19 protein-coding genes are annotated in these 21244 nt (G+C 42.7%); all 19 read right to left on the minus strand.

Annotated features, from left to right (window positions below; all coding sequences use genetic code 11):
* Positions 1-11: 11 nt before the first annotated feature.
* Positions 12-929, minus strand: coding sequence for a UDP-3-O-acyl-N-acetylglucosamine deacetylase (gene lpxC, locus ACNAV8_RS04670; RefSeq protein WP_103854610.1), 918 nt, complete (start codon positions 927-929; stop codon positions 12-14).
* Between the two features lie 42 nt (positions 930-971).
* The gene (gene ftsZ / locus ACNAV8_RS04675; protein ID WP_103854583.1) at positions 972-2279 is read right to left on the minus strand and encodes a cell division protein FtsZ; all 1308 of its coding nucleotides are present in this window, start codon (positions 2277-2279) and stop codon (positions 972-974) included.
* A 174-nt stretch (positions 2280-2453) separates the two neighbouring features.
* Positions 2454-3056, minus strand: a complete 603-nt coding sequence (locus ACNAV8_RS04680; protein WP_103854584.1) for an FtsZ/tubulin family protein — start codon at positions 3054-3056, stop codon at positions 2454-2456.
* 29 nt (positions 3057-3085) lie between these two features.
* On the minus strand, positions 3086-4363 hold the full coding sequence (ftsA, locus tag ACNAV8_RS04685; protein WP_103854585.1) for a cell division protein FtsA: 1278 nt from the start codon (positions 4361-4363) through the stop codon (positions 3086-3088).
* A gap of 24 nt (positions 4364-4387) precedes the next feature.
* Positions 4388-5158 (minus strand): cell division protein FtsQ/DivIB, encoded by a 771-nt coding sequence (locus ACNAV8_RS04690; protein ID WP_415777298.1) that lies wholly within the window; start codon positions 5156-5158, stop codon positions 4388-4390.
* Positions 5158-6084: a D-alanine--D-alanine ligase gene (locus tag ACNAV8_RS04695; RefSeq protein ID WP_415777299.1), complete on the minus strand. Its 927-nt coding sequence runs from the start codon at positions 6082-6084 to the stop codon at positions 5158-5160. The genes ACNAV8_RS04690 and ACNAV8_RS04695 overlap by 1 nt, the downstream gene beginning before the upstream one ends.
* Before the next feature lie 11 nt (positions 6085-6095).
* Positions 6096-7526, minus strand: a complete 1431-nt coding sequence (murC, locus tag ACNAV8_RS04700) for a UDP-N-acetylmuramate--L-alanine ligase (RefSeq protein WP_415777300.1) — start codon at positions 7524-7526, stop codon at positions 6096-6098.
* A 22-nt stretch (positions 7527-7548) separates the two neighbouring features.
* Entirely contained in the window at positions 7549-8607 is a 1059-nt protein-coding gene (gene murG / locus ACNAV8_RS04705; protein ID WP_103854587.1) for an undecaprenyldiphospho-muramoylpentapeptide beta-N-acetylglucosaminyltransferase, read from the minus strand.
* A 15-nt stretch (positions 8608-8622) separates the two neighbouring features.
* Entirely contained in the window at positions 8623-9801 is a 1179-nt protein-coding gene (gene ftsW, locus ACNAV8_RS04710; RefSeq protein WP_103854588.1) for a putative lipid II flippase FtsW, read from the minus strand.
* A 10-nt stretch (positions 9802-9811) separates the two neighbouring features.
* Positions 9812-11122 carry a UDP-N-acetylmuramoyl-L-alanine--D-glutamate ligase gene (murD, locus tag ACNAV8_RS04715; protein ID WP_103854589.1) on the minus strand — a complete coding sequence of 437 codons (1311 nt, stop codon included), beginning with the start codon at positions 11120-11122 and terminating at the stop codon, positions 9812-9814.
* An 18-nt stretch (positions 11123-11140) separates the two neighbouring features.
* Positions 11141-12223 carry a phospho-N-acetylmuramoyl-pentapeptide-transferase gene (mraY, locus tag ACNAV8_RS04720; RefSeq protein WP_103854590.1) on the minus strand — a complete coding sequence of 361 codons (1083 nt, stop codon included), beginning with the start codon at positions 12221-12223 and terminating at the stop codon, positions 11141-11143.
* The gene (gene murF, locus ACNAV8_RS04725; protein WP_103854591.1) at positions 12217-13599 is read right to left on the minus strand and encodes a UDP-N-acetylmuramoyl-tripeptide--D-alanyl-D-alanine ligase; all 1383 of its coding nucleotides are present in this window, start codon (positions 13597-13599) and stop codon (positions 12217-12219) included. The genes mraY and murF overlap by 7 nt, the downstream gene beginning before the upstream one ends.
* On the minus strand, positions 13596-15071 hold the full coding sequence (gene murE, locus ACNAV8_RS04730; protein ID WP_103854592.1) for a UDP-N-acetylmuramoyl-L-alanyl-D-glutamate--2,6-diaminopimelate ligase: 1476 nt from the start codon (positions 15069-15071) through the stop codon (positions 13596-13598). The genes murF and murE overlap by 4 nt, the downstream gene beginning before the upstream one ends.
* A gap of 20 nt (positions 15072-15091) precedes the next feature.
* The gene (gene ftsI, locus ACNAV8_RS04735; protein WP_103854593.1) at positions 15092-16894 is read right to left on the minus strand and encodes a peptidoglycan glycosyltransferase FtsI; all 1803 of its coding nucleotides are present in this window, start codon (positions 16892-16894) and stop codon (positions 15092-15094) included.
* Positions 16895-16916: 22 nt separating this feature from the next.
* Positions 16917-17237: a cell division protein FtsL gene (gene ftsL, locus ACNAV8_RS04740; protein WP_103854594.1), complete on the minus strand. Its 321-nt coding sequence runs from the start codon at positions 17235-17237 to the stop codon at positions 16917-16919.
* Between the two features lie 2 nt (positions 17238-17239).
* Positions 17240-18205 carry a 16S rRNA (cytosine(1402)-N(4))-methyltransferase RsmH gene (gene rsmH, locus ACNAV8_RS04745; protein ID WP_103854595.1) on the minus strand — a complete coding sequence of 322 codons (966 nt, stop codon included), beginning with the start codon at positions 18203-18205 and terminating at the stop codon, positions 17240-17242.
* A 111-nt stretch (positions 18206-18316) separates the two neighbouring features.
* Positions 18317-18775 carry a division/cell wall cluster transcriptional repressor MraZ gene (mraZ, locus tag ACNAV8_RS04750; protein ID WP_103854596.1) on the minus strand — a complete coding sequence of 153 codons (459 nt, stop codon included), beginning with the start codon at positions 18773-18775 and terminating at the stop codon, positions 18317-18319.
* Between the two features lie 252 nt (positions 18776-19027).
* Positions 19028-19195 (minus strand): DUF5363 domain-containing protein, encoded by a 168-nt coding sequence (locus ACNAV8_RS04755; RefSeq protein WP_172459084.1) that lies wholly within the window; start codon positions 19193-19195, stop codon positions 19028-19030.
* A 47-nt stretch (positions 19196-19242) separates the two neighbouring features.
* The gene (locus tag ACNAV8_RS04760; protein WP_415777301.1) at positions 19243-21243 is read right to left on the minus strand and encodes a tRNA(Met) cytidine acetyltransferase TmcA; all 2001 of its coding nucleotides are present in this window, start codon (positions 21241-21243) and stop codon (positions 19243-19245) included.
* Position 21244 lies beyond the last annotated feature (1 nt).

Below are 21244 nucleotides of genomic sequence, written 5' to 3' on the forward strand. Positions count from 1 at the left end.
CGTTTTACGATTTAGATAAATACTTGATTTGGCGCAAGATAACCTTGTGGTACTTGCTGTTTATCTTCAAAGGTAACAAACTCCCACGCTTCTTGATCTTCAAGCAAGGCTCTTAACAATTTGTTATTTAAGCCGTGTCCTGATTTATAGGCTTTGAAATCACCGATGATGTTATAACCACACATATATAAATCACCAATAGCATCAAGCATTTTGTGGCGCACTAGCTCATCTTTAAAGCGAAGACCATCTTCATTTAAGATGCGATAATCATCAAGCACAATAGCGTTATCTAGGCTACCACCTAACGCTAAACCTTGTGATTGTAAATATTCAATGTCTTTCATAAAACCAAAGGTTCTTGCACGACTAATTTGTTGCACGAACGCTTGTGCGGAGAAATCCATTACATAATTACGCACATCTTTACCAATCGCAGGGTGATTGAAATCAATGGTGAAATCTAAACGGAAACCGTTGTAAGGTTTAAATTCTGCCCATTTATCGCCGTCTTCCACACGAATTGGCTTTTTCACGCGAATAAATTTTTTTGCTACATTTTGTTCTTCAATGCCTGCATCTAATAAAAGATAAATGAATGGGCTTGCACTGCCGTCCATAATTGGAATTTCTGGCGCGTCCACTTCAATAATCACATTATCAATGCCTAAGCCAGCTAAGGCGGCATTCAAATGCTCTACCGTTGAAATACGAATGCCTTCTTCATTTATCAAACAAGTACAAAGCATTGTATCACGTACGGCATTTGCGTTGGCAGGGAACGTTACTGGTGGGTTTAAATCCGTACGGCAGTAAATCACCCCAGTATTTGCCATTGCAGGACGTAAAGTTAGAGTTACTTTGTTACCACTATGTAGCCCCACGCCTGTTACTTTGATACTCTGTTTTAAGGTTCTTTGTTTAATCATAATGTTTTCTAAATCCACTGTATAACAATAAGATTTATTCCTTTACTTATCTTCTGGTTTACGCATAAAACTGTTCGCGTTAACTAAACCATCTTCTCTTTTAAGAGAATTTAAGCGATCAGTAATTGGCGTATCTAAAATGTTTCTATTCGTTAAATCCGCAGGGCGATTTGGCATTTGTCCTTGTTGTAGATTATGTGGCTGATAAGCTGTTGCCTGCTGTTGCCCAAATGGTTCTGGATTTGCTTTTTGCATCGGCTGACCTAATGGTGCGGTACGCGGTGCAATTTGAATATCTGGCTCATCAATATCACCAATACCCGTTGCAACAATCGTTACGCGCAATTCGTCTGTCATATCTGGCACTAAGGTTGTTCCCACTACAACAGTAGCTTCTTCTGAAGCAAAGGCTTTGATTGTATCCCCCACCACGGTAAATTCATCTAAGGTTAGGTCAAAACCTGCAGTAACATTAACAAGCACCCCTCTTGCGCCAGCTAAATCCACATCTTCCAATAATGGGCTAGCAACCGCTTCTTGTGCCGCTTTCTCTGCACGTCCATCACCAGCTTCACCTTGAACAACGCCCGAGCCCATCATTGCACGCCCCATTTCAGACATTACGGTACGAACGTCTGCAAAGTCTACGTTGATTAGACCCGGAGAAGTAATCATATCGGAAATACCTGTTACTGCATTACGGAGAATATCATTTGCAGCAGCAAAAGCATTCACTAAGCTGATGTTTTTACCTAATACTTTTAATAACTTCTCATTTGGAATGATGATCAAAGAATCAACGTGTTTAGAAAGCTCTTTAATTCCCATTTCAGCAAATTGCATACGCTTTCTACCTTCAAATGAGAAAGGCTTGGTTACTACGGCAACAGTCAAAATACCTAATTCTTTTGCAATTTGCGCAACAATTGGTGCAGCACCTGTTCCTGTACCACCGCCCATACCCGCGGCGATAAACACCATATCAGCCCCTTCAAGCATTGCACGAATGGCATCTTGATCATCTTCTGCGGCTTTACGCCCCACATTTGGGTTCGCACCCGCACCAAGTCCTTTAGTTGTTGAACCACCGATTTGAACAGTTTGTTGCACATTGCTTTTACGCAATGCTTGCGCATCTGTGTTTACGGCATAGAAAATAATTCTATCGTGTTCGTCATTTGTTGTTGGGAAAGCTAATTCATCAGCGCCCACTAACGTGCCGCCAATATCGTTTTTAATCATATTAGCAACCATATGGTTTACGGCATTACCGCCACCACCACCAACACCAACGACTTTAATCAGTGCGCCGTTCATATCACCAAGATCATAATCCACTGGTTCAAACATAGTTATTCTCCGTTAATGCCAAGATTTGCTGGCACAAAATTAAAACTTAAATTGCTCTTATTGTAGATGAAAAATAAAAATTCTCAAAATTCTGACCGCACTTTATTGCTAAAAATTCCCAAAAATAATAAAAGAAGTCGAAAAAATCGTAAATTTTCCACCGCACTTTTATTTTTAAGCAATAAAATGTTTTTCACTAAAACTTAATACGAACTCAACCAATTCACTATCCGCTTGGGCAAACAGTTGTTTTGAAGGTTGATTATCAGTTTTTGCGATCGCTTCGTTATTATTTAACACTTTAAGGGTTGTAACTAATTTTTCCAATTTGCTGATCGCAACCTCTGCATTATTGATACGTTTTTGCTCTTCAAACTCAAACGGTTTCACGACTACCGCCGCCATTGGGATTTTCATTGCGTTAAGTCTATCTGCAACCGTTGCAATCACCATTGACGATGTGTTACCTCCAACGGCTGAAACCAAGATAACAAAATCGCTGTCGCCCACCATTTGGCGTAATTTTTCTTCTACTTGTTGATCCGCCAAAGATTCTTGATTTAATTCATCACTGAGCAATAAGCTATCTTGCGCGTTACTTGAATTAAGCACTTCTTTATCGTTATCTATGGCATAAAACGCAAATTCATTGCTATTTGGTGCGGTAATGAACGTATCGTCTTGATCGTTTTTCTGCATTTTATCCATAATCATATGGAGTGCTTTTGTGCCATAAGTTCCGATACCAAGCACGCTGATCAATAATGTATCATTCATTTTGTTTCTCCCATTTTAAATAAAAGTGGTTAAAATTCTGACCGCACTTTATTTACAACTTTTTTCAATCCTGACCAGAATGCCCCTAAAACACTCTCTCCTGAGCCATATTGTTCGTTAATTGGGCTTTCATCTTCATCATTATGGTTATATTGTAATAACCCCACAACGGTAGAATATTGCGGTTTATTTACATAATCGGTTAAGCCGGTAATATTTAATGGGCTACCGATACGCACTTGCATTCCAAACACTTTCATTGCACATTGTTTTAAGTCTTCAATCTGTGCGCCACCACCAGTAATTACAATACCGGCGATTAATTCAAACTTCATTTGTTTGCTTTCAAGTTCGTACTGTAATTGGTTTAATTCTTGGCGAACTAAGCCTAATAATTCTTCATAACGCGCAGAAGTCGCAACCGATAATTGTTCTTTTGTTAGCACGCGCGGTGCTCGTCCACCGATGCCTGCCACTTCAATTCGCTTTTCTGGGTGTGAAGATGGAGGATTCCACGCACTGCTGTAATTCACTTTAATGCGTTCAGCTTCTGTTCTTGAGGTTTCGCAGGCATAGGCGATGTCATCGGTAACACGATTTCCTGCATAAGGAATTACTTTACTAAAACGCAATGCGCCGTTGGTGTAAACCACAATGTCCATTGTGCCAGCACCGAAATCAATTAAGCACACGCCAAGATCTTTTTCATCTTCCGTTAGCACGGAGCAACCTGATGCCACGCCCGAATAAACGATTTTATCTACTTTTAATTTACAGCGTTCTACCGCTTTTTTAAGGTTGTTTTGCCAATCCTGATGGCAGGCGATCAAATGCGCTTGCGCTTTTAAACGAACGCCCTGTAAGCCTAGAGGATCTTTAATATTTACCTGTTTATCTACGGCATATTCTTGCGGAATAATATGCAATAAGGAAAGCCCTTCGCCCATTCTCACTGAGCTGGCGGTGTGCATTGCGGAATCAATTTCCTCTTGCGTAACTTCACCTTCAACAATCGGCACAAAACCGCTTTCATTTAAGCTTTGAATGTGATCGCCCGTAATCGCCAAGGTAACGCTTATAATTTGGCAATCTGCCACGGATTCCGCCGCCTCGATTGCCCGTTGAATTGAGGTAACCACTGCGTTTAGGTCAGTAATGCTACCTTTATCAATGCCCTTGGAAGGGCAGCTTCCCACGCCTAAGATATTCACTACGCCGTCTGGCAACACTTCACCCACAACAGCGACGACTTTAGAAGTACCGACTTCCAATCCAACAATCGTTTTTGATTCCACAATCTTTGCCATTTTCTAACTTCTTATCAGGTAAAATTATTCGTTTATATCAACCATTCCTACGGCAGCCCCTACTTTATAGCGGAGATCGACATAGGATAACTTTTTATTTTCAGGAACTTCAATTTGCGGATAAATGGTGGCAAAACGATCGAGTTTGCTTTTCCACTCTCCCCGTCCCAATTTTAATAATACGCCATTATCAAGTTCTAATTGCCAAGCCTCTCGATCATCAATGGCAACGGATTTTAATGTTAGCCCTTTTGTTTTTAGATCTTGGTAAATCTTTTTCCACGCATCTAACACCACTAAACTTTGATAATCCGGCCCTGCTAAGTGCGGTAAATTTTTATCCTGTAATTTATCCACTGGTAATTTGAATACCACGCCATCGCTAGATAAAAATTCATTATCGTTCCAAACGGCGACAGGCGTATATTCACTGACCAAAATGTTTAGTCGGTCAGGCCAGATTTTTCTCACTACGGCTTGTTTAACCCAAGGCATTTTTTGGATTTGCTCACGCACTAAACTCACATCTTGCCCAAAGAAACCTTTAAGATCGCCCATTTTTATCAGCATATCACGCACATCTTCATCAGTGGTGAATGCCGGTGTTCCTACGAGATTAAAGGCACTAATAGGGCGATCATCTAGTTTTTCGAGCCAATTTTGCCAATTTGAGTAAACATAAAACATTAACCCTAGACATAATAGCACAATTAATGGCTTGACCTGCATAAAAAAGCGAGCTCTTGGCTCTCCAGTGCGTATGCTTTGTGTCGCTTTATGTCGCCATAACTTCATTAAACACTAAGCTCCAAAATTTTCTCTACAAGCTGTTCAAAAGAATAACCCACCGTTGCGGCTGATTTTGGGAATAAACTATGGCTGGTCATTCCTGGGTTAGTGTTCACTTCCACTAAGCGGAATTGTCCTTCACCGTCCATCATCACATCAATACGGCTCCAACCACGACAACCTACTGCATCATAAGCACGCTTCACTAATTGACGTAATTCTTGCTCGCGTTCATCAGTTAAACCTGCTGGACAAAAATATTGCGTATTATCGGAAACATATTTCGCTTCATAATCATAAAACTCACCTTCAGGCACGATTTTGATCGCTGGCAATACTTCATTATCTAAAACAGGCACAGTAAATTCATCACCTGCAAGCCATTCTTCAATCAAAATGGTATCGTCAAAACCTAAGGCAAATTCCACCGCACTTTGTAATTCATCAAGTTGATTGACTTTTCTTAGCCCTACACTTGAACCTTCTAACGAAGGTTTTACCATTAACGGCAGACCTAATTTTTCGACAACTGCGGCAGGATTTAGTTCGGATACTGTTGATTTTGTTACGATTTCCATATTCGCCACTGGCAAACCAAAAGCTTTCCACAACATTTTGGTCCGCATTTTATCCATTGTTAAGGCAGATGCCATTACGCCACAGCCTGTGTAAGGAATACCAATTTGCTCAAGCAAGCCTTGCATTGTGCCGTCTTCCCCACCGCGGCCGTGCAAAATATTGAATACACGATCAAAGCCCTGTTGTTTTAATTCCGCCACAGGAAAGGTTTTCGGATCGATCGGGTGCGCGTCATAACCAAGGCTTTTTAACGCATTAAGCACGGCTTCGCCTGAATTAAGTGAAACCTCACGCTCGGCAGAAGTTCCGCCAAGTAACACGGCAATTTTTTCTTGTTTTAATGTTTTTTTCATACTACTTCCAATTAATTTTCTGTCCACTTATCGGCTAATTGACGGGATAGTTTACTCACATTGCCAGCGCCTTGCGCCAAAATTAAATCACCGTCTTGAATAACCTGATCCAAAATTTCCGCAAGACTTTCTTGTTCAGCCACAAAAATCGGATCAACTTTACCTAAATTACGAATAGAACGGCATAACGAACGGCTATCAGCCCCAGCAATCGGTGCTTCACCTGCAGCATACACATCAAGCATTAATAGCACATCAACTTGAGATAGTACTTGCACAAAATCATCAAATAAATCTCGCGTACGCGAATAACGGTGCGGTTGGAAAATCATCACAATTCGTTTGTTTTCCCAACCTTTTTTCGCTGCTTCAATGGTTACGTCCACTTCTGTTGGGTGATGCCCATAATCGTCCACTAACATCACTTTTCCGTTAGGACGAATAAACTGACCAAGCTGATCAAAACGGCGTCCTGCGCCTTGGAAATCCGCTAAGGCAGCTAAAATAGCCTCGTTGCTAATACCCTCTTCTTTTGCCACGGCAAAGGCTGCGGTTGCATTTAACGCATTATGCTTACCTGGTACGTTAAGCAATACATTGACGCGTTCACCTTGAGGCGTAACCACGGTGTAATGCCCTTGAAAGCCTGTTTGCTGATAATCTTCAATGCGATAATCCGCATTTTCGCTAAAACCATAAGTGATCACTTGACGTCCAACTTTTGGAATCAACTCAAGTAGCACAGGATCATCTGCACACATTACCGCTAAGCCATAAAAGGGTAAATTATGCAAGAAATTCACATAGGTTTGTTTCATTTCTTCAAAATCACCGTGATAGGTTTCCATATGGTCAGGCTCAATATTGGTCACCACCGAAACCATTGGTTGTAAGTGTAAAAAAGACGCATCGCTTTCATCCGCTTCCGCGATTAAATAACGGCTTGCGCCTAAATGAGCATTTGTGCCAGCTGATTTCACCAATCCGCCATTTACGAAAGTCGGATCAAGCCCTGCCTGCGCATAAATCATTGAGATCATTGCGGTTGTTGTGGTTTTACCGTGTGTCCCCGCAATGGCAATGCCGTGACGGAAACGCATAATTTCCGCTAACATTTGCGCACGTTGAATCACAGGAATACGGTTATTGTGCGCTTCCACCACTTCTACATTATCATCTTTAATGGCGCTGGATACCACCACCACACTTGCACCATCAACATTGGCTGCTTGGTGAGAAAAATATATTTTTGCACCTAACGCACTTAAGCGTTGGGTTACCGCATTTTCCGCAATATCCGATCCTGTTACTTGGTAACCTTCATTCAACAAGACTTCCGCGATACCACCCATTCCCGCACCACCAATGCCGACAAAATGAATTTGTTTCACACGGCGCATTTCTGGCACGGTTTGTCTTACTCGTTTTTGAAATTCTTTCATTGCTCTGCCTCTTGTTATTCTTTTATTTCGCCACATTAATAATCACTTCTGCTACTTGCTGAGCAGATTTTGGTGTTGCCATTGCCTTGGCTTTTTCCGCCATTGTTAATAATTGGCTACGATCAAATTGGTTCAACATCTCGATCAGTGCTTCTGGCGTGAGATCTTTTTGTTCGATAATTTTGGCTGCGCCCACGTCCGCTAAATATTTCGCATTCAAATATTGTTGTCTGTCTTTATGTTGGAATGGCACGAAAATTGCGGGCGTCCCTACGGCGGCAAGTTCGCACACCGTTAATGCGCCTGAACGACAAATCACAATATCCGCCCAGCCATAGGCTTCTGCCATATCATCAATAAAATCCGTTACTTGTACATCAGCGCCTTGAGGATAAAGTGCGGTGATTTTTTCTGACATATTTGCCCCCACTTGATGGCGAGCGGTCAATTTATCCTCTAAGGCTTCCACCACTTTCGGCAAAGTGAGATTTAACACGCGCGCCCCTTGGCTGCCACCCACCACAAGCACTCTTAATTTGCCTAAACGCTTAGCGAAACGCTGTGCAGGACTTGGCATTTCAAACAAGGATTGACGCACAGGGTTGCCCACCACTTCCGTATTTGGAAAGGTGTTAGGAAAGGCTTGCAACACCCGAGTCGCAATTTTGGCTAACCAAGAATTTGTTAGCCCTGCCACGGCATTTTGTTCGTGCAACACAATAGGTACACCGCATAATTTTGCTGCCACGCCACCCGGCCCTGAAACATAACCACCCATACCAAGCACGGCATTAGGCTGATATTCTTGAATAATTTTTTTCGCTTGGAAAATCGCACGTACAATTTTAAATGGTGCAGCAAGCAACGCTTTTATGCCTTTGCCACGCAAGCCCGAAATTTGGATAAATTTAATCGGGATACCGTGTTTCGGCACTAATTGTGCTTCCATACGATCTTGCGTGCCAAGCCAACAGATCTCCCAACCCTGTTGCTGTAAATATTGTGCAACGGCAATCGCAGGGAAAACGTGTCCGCCAGTTCCACCTGCCATCACCAATAAACGTTTTTTTTGTTGTGCCACAATGTGTCCTTTTTCTTAATCATCACGCAAACGTGCGTGTCCACTTCGCATTAGTCGATTTTCGTGATCAATGCGTAATAAAATCCCGATACTGACAGACATAATAATCAAACTTGATCCGCCATAACTCACCAATGGGAAAGTCAGCCCTTTGGTTGGCAACAAACCTAATGCCATGCCTAAATTTACGAAGCCTTGGAAGAAAATCCAAAAACTAATGCCGAAAGCTAAAAATCCTTTGAAACGCTGTTCTAGTTGCAATGATTCTCGTCCTATTTTCATTGCTCTAAACACTAATAACGCTAACAATGTGATCACAAAGAGAATGCCGATTAAGCCAAATTCTTCACCAATGACTGCCATCACAAAATCAGTATGCGCTTCTGGTAAATATTCTAATTTTTGAATGGAATTTCCCAGTCCTTCGCCTGTAATCTCCCCTCGTCCAAACGCCATTAATGAGTTTGAAAGCTGAAAACCTGTGCCATAAGGGTCTTTAAAAGGGTCCATAAATCCCGTTAAACGTTTCAGTCGGTAAGCCGATGAAATCGCTAGCCATAATACAAGCAAGACACCAGAACAAGCCAAGGCAAAGAACTGCCAGAAATTCGCCCCCACAATCCAAAGTAAACCAAAGGTAATCACAAATAAAACAACGGTACTTCCTAGATCGGGTTGCAATAATAATAAACCGCCCAATAATCCCATTACGACTAAGGGCTTGAATGCACTGAGCTTGCGGCTACGCACTTCGTCATAACGGCGGGTAAAGTAGCTAGCAAGGAAACAAGTGAGTGCCAACTTAGCAAATTCAGCCGGCTGGAAATTAAAGAAGATCATTGGAATCCAACGTCTAGCCCCATTAATTCTTGAGCCAATTCCAGGAATAAGCACCATAACGAGCAAAATCATTGCAATCCAAAAAATATAGCCATAATACTTTTCCCAGAAAGTCGTTGGAATATTTAATACGGTATAGCAAGCAAAAATTGATAGCACAACATAGATGGCATCACGTTTTGCAAAATAGAAAGAGTCATTGAATAATCTCGCTCCCACGGGAATTGACGCAGAGGATACTGCGATCAATCCAATCACGAGCAAACTCACAAAGAGCCATAATAATGCTCTGTCGTAGAGCAAATTATTTGGCGTAATTCTTGAATGGGCTTTTAAATTTTCAATAAACTGCATTGATGATTCTCTAACTTAATTTGGCTAAGCGGGTAAATTCTTCGCCACGCTTTTCAAATGAGGCGAATTGATCAAGGCTCGCACAAGCTGGGGAAAGCAAGACCATATCGCCTGATTTGAGTTGCGAACGAAAGGCTTCTATCGCTTGTTCCATTGTGTCAAACAAATAGCTTTGCTGCGAAAGTTGAGCCAATTTTCCGCCATCTTGTCCAAAACAATAACATTCAATATGCGGTTGATTAATCAACGCGGCGAGTTCAGAAAAATCAGCGCCTTTGCCATCACCACCAAGTAATAAATAAAGTTTACCCGACACTTGTAAGCCGGTGAGCGCTGCCACGGTGCTACCCACATTAGTCGCTTTGGAATCGTTAATCCAACGCACGCTTTGGGCAAAATGCGCTAATTGAAAACGGTGATCTAGCCCTGTAAATTCACGAAGTGCGGTGCAAATACCTTGCAAATTTATCCCCGCACTTTGTGCAAGAGCAATCGCGGCCAGTGCATTCATATAATTATGGCGCCCCGTCAATTTTATTTCATCGCAAGGTAAAATCATTTCTTCATAAGCCATTAAATATTGCTTACCGTTTTCGCTTTTTAGCCAATAATCTGCGTTCGTTTCGCCAAAGCTCACTTGGTGCTTCGCTCGCTCTGTGCCGTCTTGTTGGGTTAACGGATCTTCTGCATTAATCACCGCGGTTTGGCAATGATGATAAATTTTTAATTTGGCTTGGCGATAATCTTCTAAATCCACATAGCGATTCATATGATCTTCGCTCACATTTAATACGGTAGCGGCAATGGCTTTTAAGCTGTAAGTGGTTTCCAGTTGGAAACTTGATAGCTCCAGCACATAAATATCGTGATTTTGTTCAAGCAAAGAAAGGGCAGGAATGCCAATATTTCCGCCCATTCCCACCGTTAAGCCGGCCGCTTTCGCCATTTCTGCTACTAAGGTGGTTACCGTGCTTTTGCCGTTTGAACCTGTAATGGCAATAATCGGTTTATCGGCAGCACGGCAGAACAATTCAATATCGCCCACCACTTCAACGCCTGCTTGAAGTGCGGTATAAATTTCTGGTGTTTTTACTGCAAGCCCCGGGCTGATTACAATCATATCGCTTTCCAGCAACCATTGTGGGTTTAAGCCGCCCGTATGCACTGGCACATTTGAAGGTAATTGTTCCACACCCGCTGGCGATTGGCGGGTATCCATCACGCGCACCTTGGCTTGTTGCGCAAGTAAATAGTCCACGCAAGACAATCCTGTTTTGCCCAAGCCCACCACACAGATATTTTTATCTTGATATTGATTCATTGTTTGCTCTTAACCTTTTTAACGTAACTTCAAAGTAACCAAGCCAAGTAATACAAGCATTAGGGAAATAATCCAAAAGCGAATAATCACGCGCGGTTCAGGCCAGCCTTTTAATTCAAAATGATGGTGAATAGGTGCCATACGGAAAATACGCTGTTTACGCAGTTTGTAAGAACCCACTTGCAAAATTACAGACAGAGTTTCCATTACAAACACACCGCCCATAATCACTAATAAAAATTCCTGGCGAACTAGCACGGCCACCACACCTAATGCCCCCCCTAGTGCGAGCGATCCCACATCGCCCATAAACACTTGCGCAGGGTAAGTATTAAACCAGAGGAAGCCTAAGCCTGCACCGACAATGGCGGTACAGAACACCACCAGTTCAGAAGTGTATTTAATATGCGGAATATACAAATAATTTGACCATTCTACGTTACCTGTTGCCCACGCAATTAAAGCAAATGCCCCTGCCACAAAGACAGTTGGCATAATGGCAAGGCCGTCTAAGCCGTCTGTTAAATTCACCGCGTTACTTGTCCCTACAATCACAAAATAGGCCAACACGATATAGAACAAGCCAAGCTGCGGCATCACTTCTTTAAAGAATGGTACGACAAGGCGCGTGGCATCGGTATCTTTCCCCACAGCATACATACCAAATACCGCAACGAGCGCAATGGCTGATAGCCAAAAATATTTCCAGCGTGCAATTAAGCCGTCCGTGTTTTTGCGGGTGATTTTGCGGTAATCGTCCACAAAACCCACTGCGCCATAACCGAGCAACACAAACAAACTAAACCAAACATAAGGATTGGCTAAATTTGCCCACAGCAAGGTACTAACGGTAATGGCAAATAAAATCATAATACCGCCCATCGTTGGCGTGCCTTTTTTGCTTAAATGGCTTTCAGGGCCATCATTACGCACTTCTTGGCCAAATTTTAGGATTTGTAAGCGACGAATCACTTTAAGGCCAATCCATAAAGAAATTAATAGTGCAGTCAATAAAGCTAAGATCGCACGCACGGTAATATAAGAAACGACATTAAAGCCACTTTGATATTGCTGGAGATATTCCGCGAGCCAAACTAACATTGGAAATTATCCTTTAATAATTCAATTACATTTTCTAATTGCATTCGGCGAGAGCCTTTGGCTAACACCACTACGTTTTGATTTTGCGACAGTTTTTCTGCAATTATCGGACGAATAAAATCCACTAATCGCCCTTGATCGATGAAGTGCATTCCGCCACATTGCGCTGAAATTACCGCGCTGTGTTCGCCATAGCTCACCACATAATCAAGCTGTGCCGCTTTCGCCGCCTCGCCCACTTGCTGATGGCAAAGCTGACTATTTTCGCCTAATTCTGCCATATCGCCAACTATTAAAATGCGAAAAGCGGGATATTTTTGTAACACTTGAATCGCCGACTGCAAGGAATCCACATTGGCGTTATAAGTGTCATCGAGTAACAATAAATTTTCGCAAGGCTGAATCGGGAATAAACGCCCTTTCACTTTTGTGCCTTTTGCCAAGCCCTGCTGCACATCAGAAAGGCTTGCGCCCACATTCATTGCTAACGCCGCAGCTGCCAATGCATTGCTGATGTTATGCTCGCCTAAATAAGGCAACTGAATAGCAATCTCGCCCTGTGGGCTGTGTAAGGTAAATTGCGATCCTTGCCCGTTGAGCTGAATATCCGTGGCATAAAAATCCGCTTGTGAATTTGTTAAAGAAAACGACCGCACTTGGTGATCGCCAATATTCTTTTGCCAATCCGCCAGATAATTGCAATCTAAATTAATCAAGGCGATGCCTTGTTGCGCAAGCCCTTGATAGATTTCGCCTTTGGCTTGTGCCACGCCTGCAAGACTACCAAAACCTTCCAAATGCGCAGCGGCCACATTATTCACCATCGCCACGTTAGGACGTACTAATTCCGTGGTGTACGCAATTTCACCTAGATGATTGGCGCCCAATTCAATCACCGCAAATTTATGCTGTGGAGTAAGGCGTAATAAGGTTAGTGGCACGCCAATATCATTATTGAAATTACCGTTGGTAAATAAAACTCGGGAAAAATCCCCCGCACTTTGTTGCAAAATGGCGGCAGTCATTTCTTTCACCGTGGTTTTGCCTGATGATCCCGTGATCGCCACTGTTAAAGGGTTAATTTGTGCTTTTAGCCATTTACCTAGCAGCCCTAAGGCAAGGCGAGTGTCCGCCACAACAATTTGTGGCACATCTATTTCACATTGATGATCTACGATCAGCGCCAATGCGCCTTGTTCCACGGCATTGGCTAAATATTGATGACCATCAAAACGCTCACCTTTTAAGGCAAAAAATAGCCCTTGCGGATTGGCTTGACGGGTATCCGTGCTGATATTTTCAATCGCGACACGCTCATCACCATAAAGCGTGCCATTGAGAATATCAGCCAATTGTTGGGTGGTTAATTTAATCATTTTGTTTCACTAAAATATTGTTTTACTGTCGCTTGATCGGAAAACGGCAATTTCGTTGTGCCAATAATTTGGTAATCTTCGTGGCCTTTGCCGGCAATCAGCACCACATCTTGCGGTTGCGCCATTCTAAGTGCTTGTTGAATCGCTTGATCACGCTGATGAATAATCTGTACCTTGCTTAAATCCACAAATCCCGCTTGAATGTCTTGCATAATAGTTTCTGCATCTTCCGTGCGTGGATTGTCGTCTGTAACAATCACAAAATCAGCAAACTGCTCTGCAATGTGTGCCATTTGCGGACGCTTCCCTATATCCCGATCACCACCGCAACCAAACACGCAATAAAGCGCCCCTTCACAATGCAAACGTGCCGCTTGCAAGGCTTTTTCTAAGGCATCTGGCGTGTGGGCATAATCCACGATTGCCGTGGCTTGATTTGTCGCATTCAAACGTTCCATTCGCCCACAAACACCTTGTAATTTCCCCGCACGTTGACAAAGTTCGTTTAAAGAATAACCTAAGGCAAGCAGACTGGCGAAAGCAAATAATAAATTGCTGACATTAAATGCGCCAATCAATGGGCTATGTAATTCACCCTCGCCCCAACTAGACGTGAAATGAATAATCGCACCTTGATTATGGAATTGAACTTGTTCTGCTTTGAGCCATTGTTTATGGTTTGGTTGATAATCCGCTTTGCAGCTCACCGCAATTGCATTGGGTAATTGCTGTAACCATTGTGCGCCCACAGGATCATCAGCGTTAATCACCTGATGCGCGCTATTTAACTCGCTGAATAAACGGTATTTCGCAGCAGCATAATTTTCCATTGTGTGGTGATAATCAAGATGATCACGACTCAGGTTGGTAAAAATAGCCACGGCAAATTGCAGTGCTTCAACACGATGTTGCACCAAGCCGTGTGATGACACTTCAATGGCGGCAAAATCTGCGCCAGCCTGTACAAATTCCGCAAGGGTGGACTGAATTTCAATGGCTGAACCCGTGGTATTTGCCGCTTCCTTAATTTGCCCAAGCAAGCCATTGCCAATGGTTCCCATTACTGCACTTTTATGTCCAAGCAAGTTCGCCCACTGTGCCACAAGCTGAGCCACCGTGGTTTTGCCATTCGTTCCTGTTACGCCAACGAGGGTTAAATGGGCTGAAGGATCATTATAAAATTGCCCTGCAAGACGCGATAAATGTTGCGGTAATTCATAATAGGCAATAAGCGGAATGCCTTGTTCCATTTTGACGGTTAAGTGTTGCTGCGCAAAATCTGCTTCAAAAAGCACCGCACTTGCGCCATTAGCAATAGCTTGCGGAATGTAGTTTCTGCCGTCCGTTTGATGCCCTTTTATAGCAACGAAAAGACAGCCAGTCTTTGCAGAGCGGCTGTCTAACGTCATTTCGGTCAGCTCAACTTCTTGGGGCAAATGATCGATCCCCAAAAGTGCGGTGAGTTTTTTCATTATTTTTCCTTGATCAAAAATTAGTTCGTTGTTTCATCTTTTTTCTGAGTATTTAAACGAACGGTGCGTTTAGCGACTTTTTGTTGCTCCACCGCATCAGGCGGAACGTTATTCATTCGTAACGCATAGCCCATAATATTTGAGAACAATGGTGCAGAAACCGCCCCACCATAATATTGCCCTGCTTTCGGATCATTAATTAAAACAATCAGGGCATAACGTGGGTTACTGACTGGCGCAATGCCTGCGGTATAAGCAATATATTTATCCACATAGCGACCTTTTTCTAGCTTTTTCGCTGTCCCTGTTTTGATCCCAACGCGATAGCCTTCCACCATTGCGCGTTTATTTTTGATTGCCACTTTTTCCATCATATTCACCACTTCACGGGTGATTTTTTCAGGGAAAACGCGCTGCCCGATCACAGGTGGATCAACCTTGGTAATGGAAAGTGGGCGATAAATCCCGAAACTGCCTAAGGTAACATAGGCGCGTGCAATTTGTAACGGCGTTGCATTCAAACCATAACCATAGGCAACGTTGGCACGTTCAATCTCAGCCCAACGTTTACGATTTGCATTTAAGATCCCTGATTGCTCACCAATCAAGCCTAAATCTGTTGGTTTGCCTAAACCTGCGTTTTGGTAAGTTTCCATTAACGCGCTTGGTGGCATACGCAAAGCTAAGCGGCTCACACCACGGTTACTGGAGTTTTCCAAAATTTCATCAAGGGTTTGGCGATCTCTTGGTGCAACGTCTTTGACTTCGTGTCCATTTAGCACTAGCGGCCCTGTGTTAATCACTTCGTTACGTTTTACTACGCCATTTTGAAGTGCGGTCAAAACCACAAAAGGTTTTACTGTTGAACCCGGCTCAAAGGTATCAGTAATGGCACGGTTTCGCATTAAATCAGCTTTTACACCAGCACGATTATTTGGATTGTAGGAAGGGGCATTGACCATTGCGAGCACTTCACCTGTGCGAATATCCACTAACACCGCGGTTCCTGATTCTGCCTTATTTTCTGCCACCGCTTTTTTGATTTCGCGGTAAACCATTGATTGCAATTTTTCATCAATACTCAAGGTAACATCGTGTGCGTCATATTTTTTAACATCGGCGATGTCTTCCACTACATGTCCAAATTTGTCCTTGCGATAGGTGCGAGAGCCTGATTTACCCACCAATAATGAGTTAAAACTTTTCTCAATGCCTTCAATGCCTTCACCATCAATATTGGTGTAGCCGATCAAATGGGCGGTTTCTTCCACTCTTGGATAAAAACGGCGTGCTTCTGTTTTTAACACTACACCTTTGATTTTCAGTTGTTTAACATAATCAGCAACGGTTGGGGAAACCTGACGAGATAAATATACAAAGCGAGAAGAAGGATCTTTTTCCACACGCTTAATTAAATTGCTATAAGAAACGCCAAGGGCTTTGGCGAGTGCTTGCCAACGTTCTTTATCTTGCAAAGAATTTTCTTCAAACACGAATTTAGCATCAGCCACCACAGAATACATCGGTACGCTGACAGAAAGAAGTTGTCCATTGCGATCTAAGATTGAACCACGCACAGAAAGCACTTGCTGAGTACGCACTGAGCGTTTATCCGCCTCATCAGCCAGTGGATCGGCATTTACCACTTGTATATAAGCCGCGCGTGCAATCAAGGCACTTAACCCAAGTACAACAGCGGCGATCGACCAATAAAAACGACCTTTCAAAAAACTATTATGGTAGGAAATTTTAGGTTTGTTGCGTTTAATTGCACTGCCTGTGCTGGTGCTACGCTTTGTTCTGTGATTTTTCTTCTTGATCATTTTGCACCTTAGGGTCTATTAATTATTCCAATAACAAAACTTCTTGTTCTGGCACAACACGTTTCATCTGTAATTTTCCCGTAGCAATCGCCTCAACACGGGTATTATCGCTTTGGGTTGCTTCTTCTAACTTAAGATTTAAAAATTCATTTTCCAAGGCTTGGTGTTGCAACACTAATTCACCTTTTTCCGCGATCAAGCCACGCGTTTTGTGAGTAATCCAAATGGTGCTTAATGCACTCACAATCACCAATACCATTAACGCCATCACTAATTTATTTGAGGCAAAGAGATCTTCGGCAATAATGCTACGCAATGGATAACGTTCTGAATTTTCAACCATTTTTATACTCTCTCCGCAATACGCAGCACCGCACTTCTTGAGCGGGCATTTTGGGCAATTTCTTGTTCACTTGGCATAATCGCCTTGCCAATGGTTTTTAAGGTTTGGCTACGCTGAATTTGATCTTCACGCAGCGGCAAGCCTTTCGGCAAACTTTCGCCCTTGCTTTGCTTACGCATAAAATGTTTCACCATACGATCTTCAAGGGAATGGAAGCTGATGATCGACAAACGTCCTTGTGGCGCTAATACTTGTAAAGCCCCTTGCAAGACACGTTCTAGCTCTTCTAATTCAGAATTAATGAAAATACGAATTGCCTGAAAACTACGCGTAGCTGGGTGTTTATATTTATCTTTAAAAGGAACCGATTGCGCAATCAGCTCAGCTAATTGCAAGGTGCGATTAAGTGGTTCTGTGCCGTTTTGACGTGCATTTTTATTATAATTAACAATGGCTTGTGCAATGCGCTTAGCAAAACGCTCTTCACCAAAGGTTTTCAATACCCAAGCTAAATCTTGCTCAGAAACCTGTTGCAACCATTCGGCCGCCGATAAACCTTGGGTGGTATCCATTCGCATATCAAGCGGACCATCTTTCATAAAACTAAAACCGCGCTCAGCTTCATCTAATTGAGGGGAAGATACGCCAAGATCGAGCAAAATACCGTCAATTTTACCAACTAAACCTAATTTTTCGCAGATCTCAGGGATCTCGGAAAAGCTATTGTGTTCGATCTGAAAACGTGGATCTTGAATTTGCGCTGCCGCCACAATCGCACGTGGATCGCGATCAATGGCGATTAATCTGCCATCTTTGGATAAGCGAGATAAAATCAGACGAGAATGACCGCCGCGCCCAAAAGTGCCATCAATATAGATGCCTTTTTCTTTCAACGCCAAACCGTCCACCGCTTCATTTAATAAAACGGTGAAATGTTCAGGTGAAGAAAAAAGGTTCTGCGCGTTCATAACTTTTTAATAAATAATAAAAAATTAAATAGTAAAATGAGATAAGCGGAGTCCGAAGACACCGCTTATCTCTGCTAGTGCCGCTGTTCTTTTTTGGAAGTTACCCTTCTCTTATAATGACAGCGTGATCAATTCAGGAGATTGCGCAAGTTGCCCACTTGCACCAAGTGCCATATCTTGTTGAATCTGTGCGTGCCATTCTAGCTCGCTCCAAATTTCAAATTTGTTAAGCTGACCGACTAACATCGTGCTTTTTTCTAGTTTCGCGTGCTGGCGTAATGGCGAGCTAATTAAAATTCGCCCTACGCTATCCAGCTCACATTCTGTGGCATAACCAAGCATCACACGTTGTAAACTCCGTTGCACAGGATCAAAATTCGACAAACTTAATAATTTTTGCTCAACAACTTCCCATTCATCTAAGGGATAAAGTAACAAGCAAGGTTGACGAATATCCACGGTACAAACCATTTGCCCATTATTTTTTTCTAGGATCTCGGCACGGTAACGGGTAGGAATGGCAAGCCGTCCCTTTGAATCCAAATTTACCGATGATGCGCCACGAAACATTGTTTGAGATCTCTTGTTAAAAATAAGTGCGGTTATTTTTTACAGAATTTCGCAATTTTTACCACAAAACACCACTTTTTACCACTTATTTGTAAGTTTAGTATTAGTTTGACTAAGTTGCAAGCAGTTTGATCCGGATCTTATGTAAAGATTTGTATATTTCGCCCAAAAAGAAAGCCATTTGAGCAACGCGCCAAATGGCTTTGTAAGAAATGATTGAAAAGTGAGAAATGTAAAGATCGCGATCTGATCCTAAGATTTAGCTGCTTTCTCTTGCTCCGCTTTTTTCGGTGGATCTTCATCAAATTTCACCACTGGCACACAACTGCGGCAAGCGCCTTGATCGATCCCCAATTCTTTGCAAAATTCGCTGTATTTATCCCATAATCTGCGCAGCACACCTTTTTGTTGATTTGCCATTATTTCCCCCTATTTTGCGATTTATTCTTTGCCTTATGTATGCCTTATCATAAAAGAATTTTTTGCTTTTGCAACCACCGTTTTACTTCTTCGCGACAAGCTTGCAACCATTGCTTTTTGCCCGTGCTTGGTAAGATTTTTTGTTCACAATAAGCCGACAATAAAGGCAATGTTTCCCCTTGATTGCCCCATAATAAACGGCGAATAGCCGGGATCGTGCTGGCTAAATTTCGTTGATAATAAGCAAAATAATGTAACGCTTTGATGTCTTGTTCATTCAGAGAAAAATCTCTTGTTTGCAGCCCTTGTGGGCATAGCTGCGTGGCTAAAGGGTGGAAGGATAAAGGAATATCTCGCTCAAATTGTGCTAACAATTTTGTACAAAAATCTTGCCCTGCGCGGCTTACGCCTTTTACGCTAATCGCGCTATAACAACCGCTGTTGGCTTCTTTATGGCTGCCTAAATAAACCAAATTAAACCCGCACTTTTGCCAGAATTGAGCAAGCTCGGGCGTGTAGCCAAAGCTCACCGATAAAAAATCTTGCGTGCGATCTTGACTCTGCAGACTTGGCTCATTCACTTCTGCCATTAGCGCCTGTCCTATCCCTTGATGTTGCCATTTAGGTTGCACAGCAATGCGAGAAATGCGTGCTGAACTCAGCTTGCACGCTGCTTCATTTAGGCTTGCTTGGCACAATATTTGCGCCACCAAATTACCTTTCGGGCGGCGGACACCTTGCATTATGCCTTCAATCAACGCACTATCTTGCATTGCCCCTTCATTCAGCAGCCAAAGCGCGCCTAATAAATCCTGATTGGATTTTGCCAGTAAAAATTGCTGATGCCTGCCATCGAGCAAACGGCGTAAATCCACAGGGGACGTCTTATAATGGGCGAGCATCAGCAATCCGTAAAAATCTTCATATTCTCCTTTCTGAAAAAGGCTTTGGCTATGATGCCAATGAAAATGCAAATCCGCATTAGGAACAAAATTAGGCTGAAACTCAGGCTGAGCTAATTGGCTTTCCGCTTCTAATAAAAGCAACTCAGAAATAAAAGGTTCAATCAGATCATCTGCTCGCCAACGCAACGGGGTGCTGAGTTCAAAATGTTGCAAAGTGCGGTGATTTTTTTGCATAAATTTAAGCAAGAAACCGCGCCCTGTGCCTTCATAGCTTTGTATCGTGGTGGTACATAAAATCGCCCGAAAATGCGCTGTGAGCTGCATTAATAAAGGTAGCGGGATCATTGCAGCTTCATCAATGATCAACCAATGATCGTTAAATTTATCGGGATCTTGTTGCACTTGTTGAGCGAGATCATCAGGTGCAATAAAAAGTAACTCTTTCTCAGCAAAATCTTGCAAAATTTGCACCGCACTTTTATTTGGTGCGGTGAGAATCACCTTGTCTAAATGCGCGGCAAATAATCCTGCCAAGGCGGATTTTCCCCGTCCACGCTTGGCGGTGAGCACATTGATTTCTTTCGGAGCATTTAATAATTGTTGCAAAATACGTTGTTGATCCTGCGTGGCAGAATGAAAGGACTTTATCGGCTCGATGGCTGAGTTATGCGGTGCTGGTAAAAAGCTATCACCATTTTGTTGCTGATAAATAGGAAAGCCGTATTCACGCACTTTTTGCTGCATAAATTGGACAAAATTCGGTGTGCAAATGCCTTGCGGCACACCGCTCCAACGCTGGCTATCCAAATCAATTTGCGTGGCTAAATGTTGCCAATAGTTGAACAATAAATAAAGCTGCCCGCCCGCTTGCAATGTACCTGCGGCAATGGCAAGGGCATCAAGATTTAGGCTTTGTCTGGCATCATAAATAATCAGGCAATGTTCGCGCCCAAGCTGATTTTTTGCTTTGCTAAAGGGAATTAGAGTGATGTTTTGCTCGGGAAAAAGTGCGGTGCAATTTTCATCAAAAAAAAGCACCGCACTTTGTTTTTCAAAGCGAGCGAAGTCAGAAAATAAAGGGGAAAGTTGAGTTTGTAAGCACGTATTTTCCCCAACTAAGATACGAAGCTGACGTGGCTGCAAG

It is taken from the genome of Avibacterium endocarditidis, from assembly GCF_965138825.1.
GTDB lineage: Bacteria > Pseudomonadota > Gammaproteobacteria > Enterobacterales > Pasteurellaceae > Avibacterium > Avibacterium endocarditidis.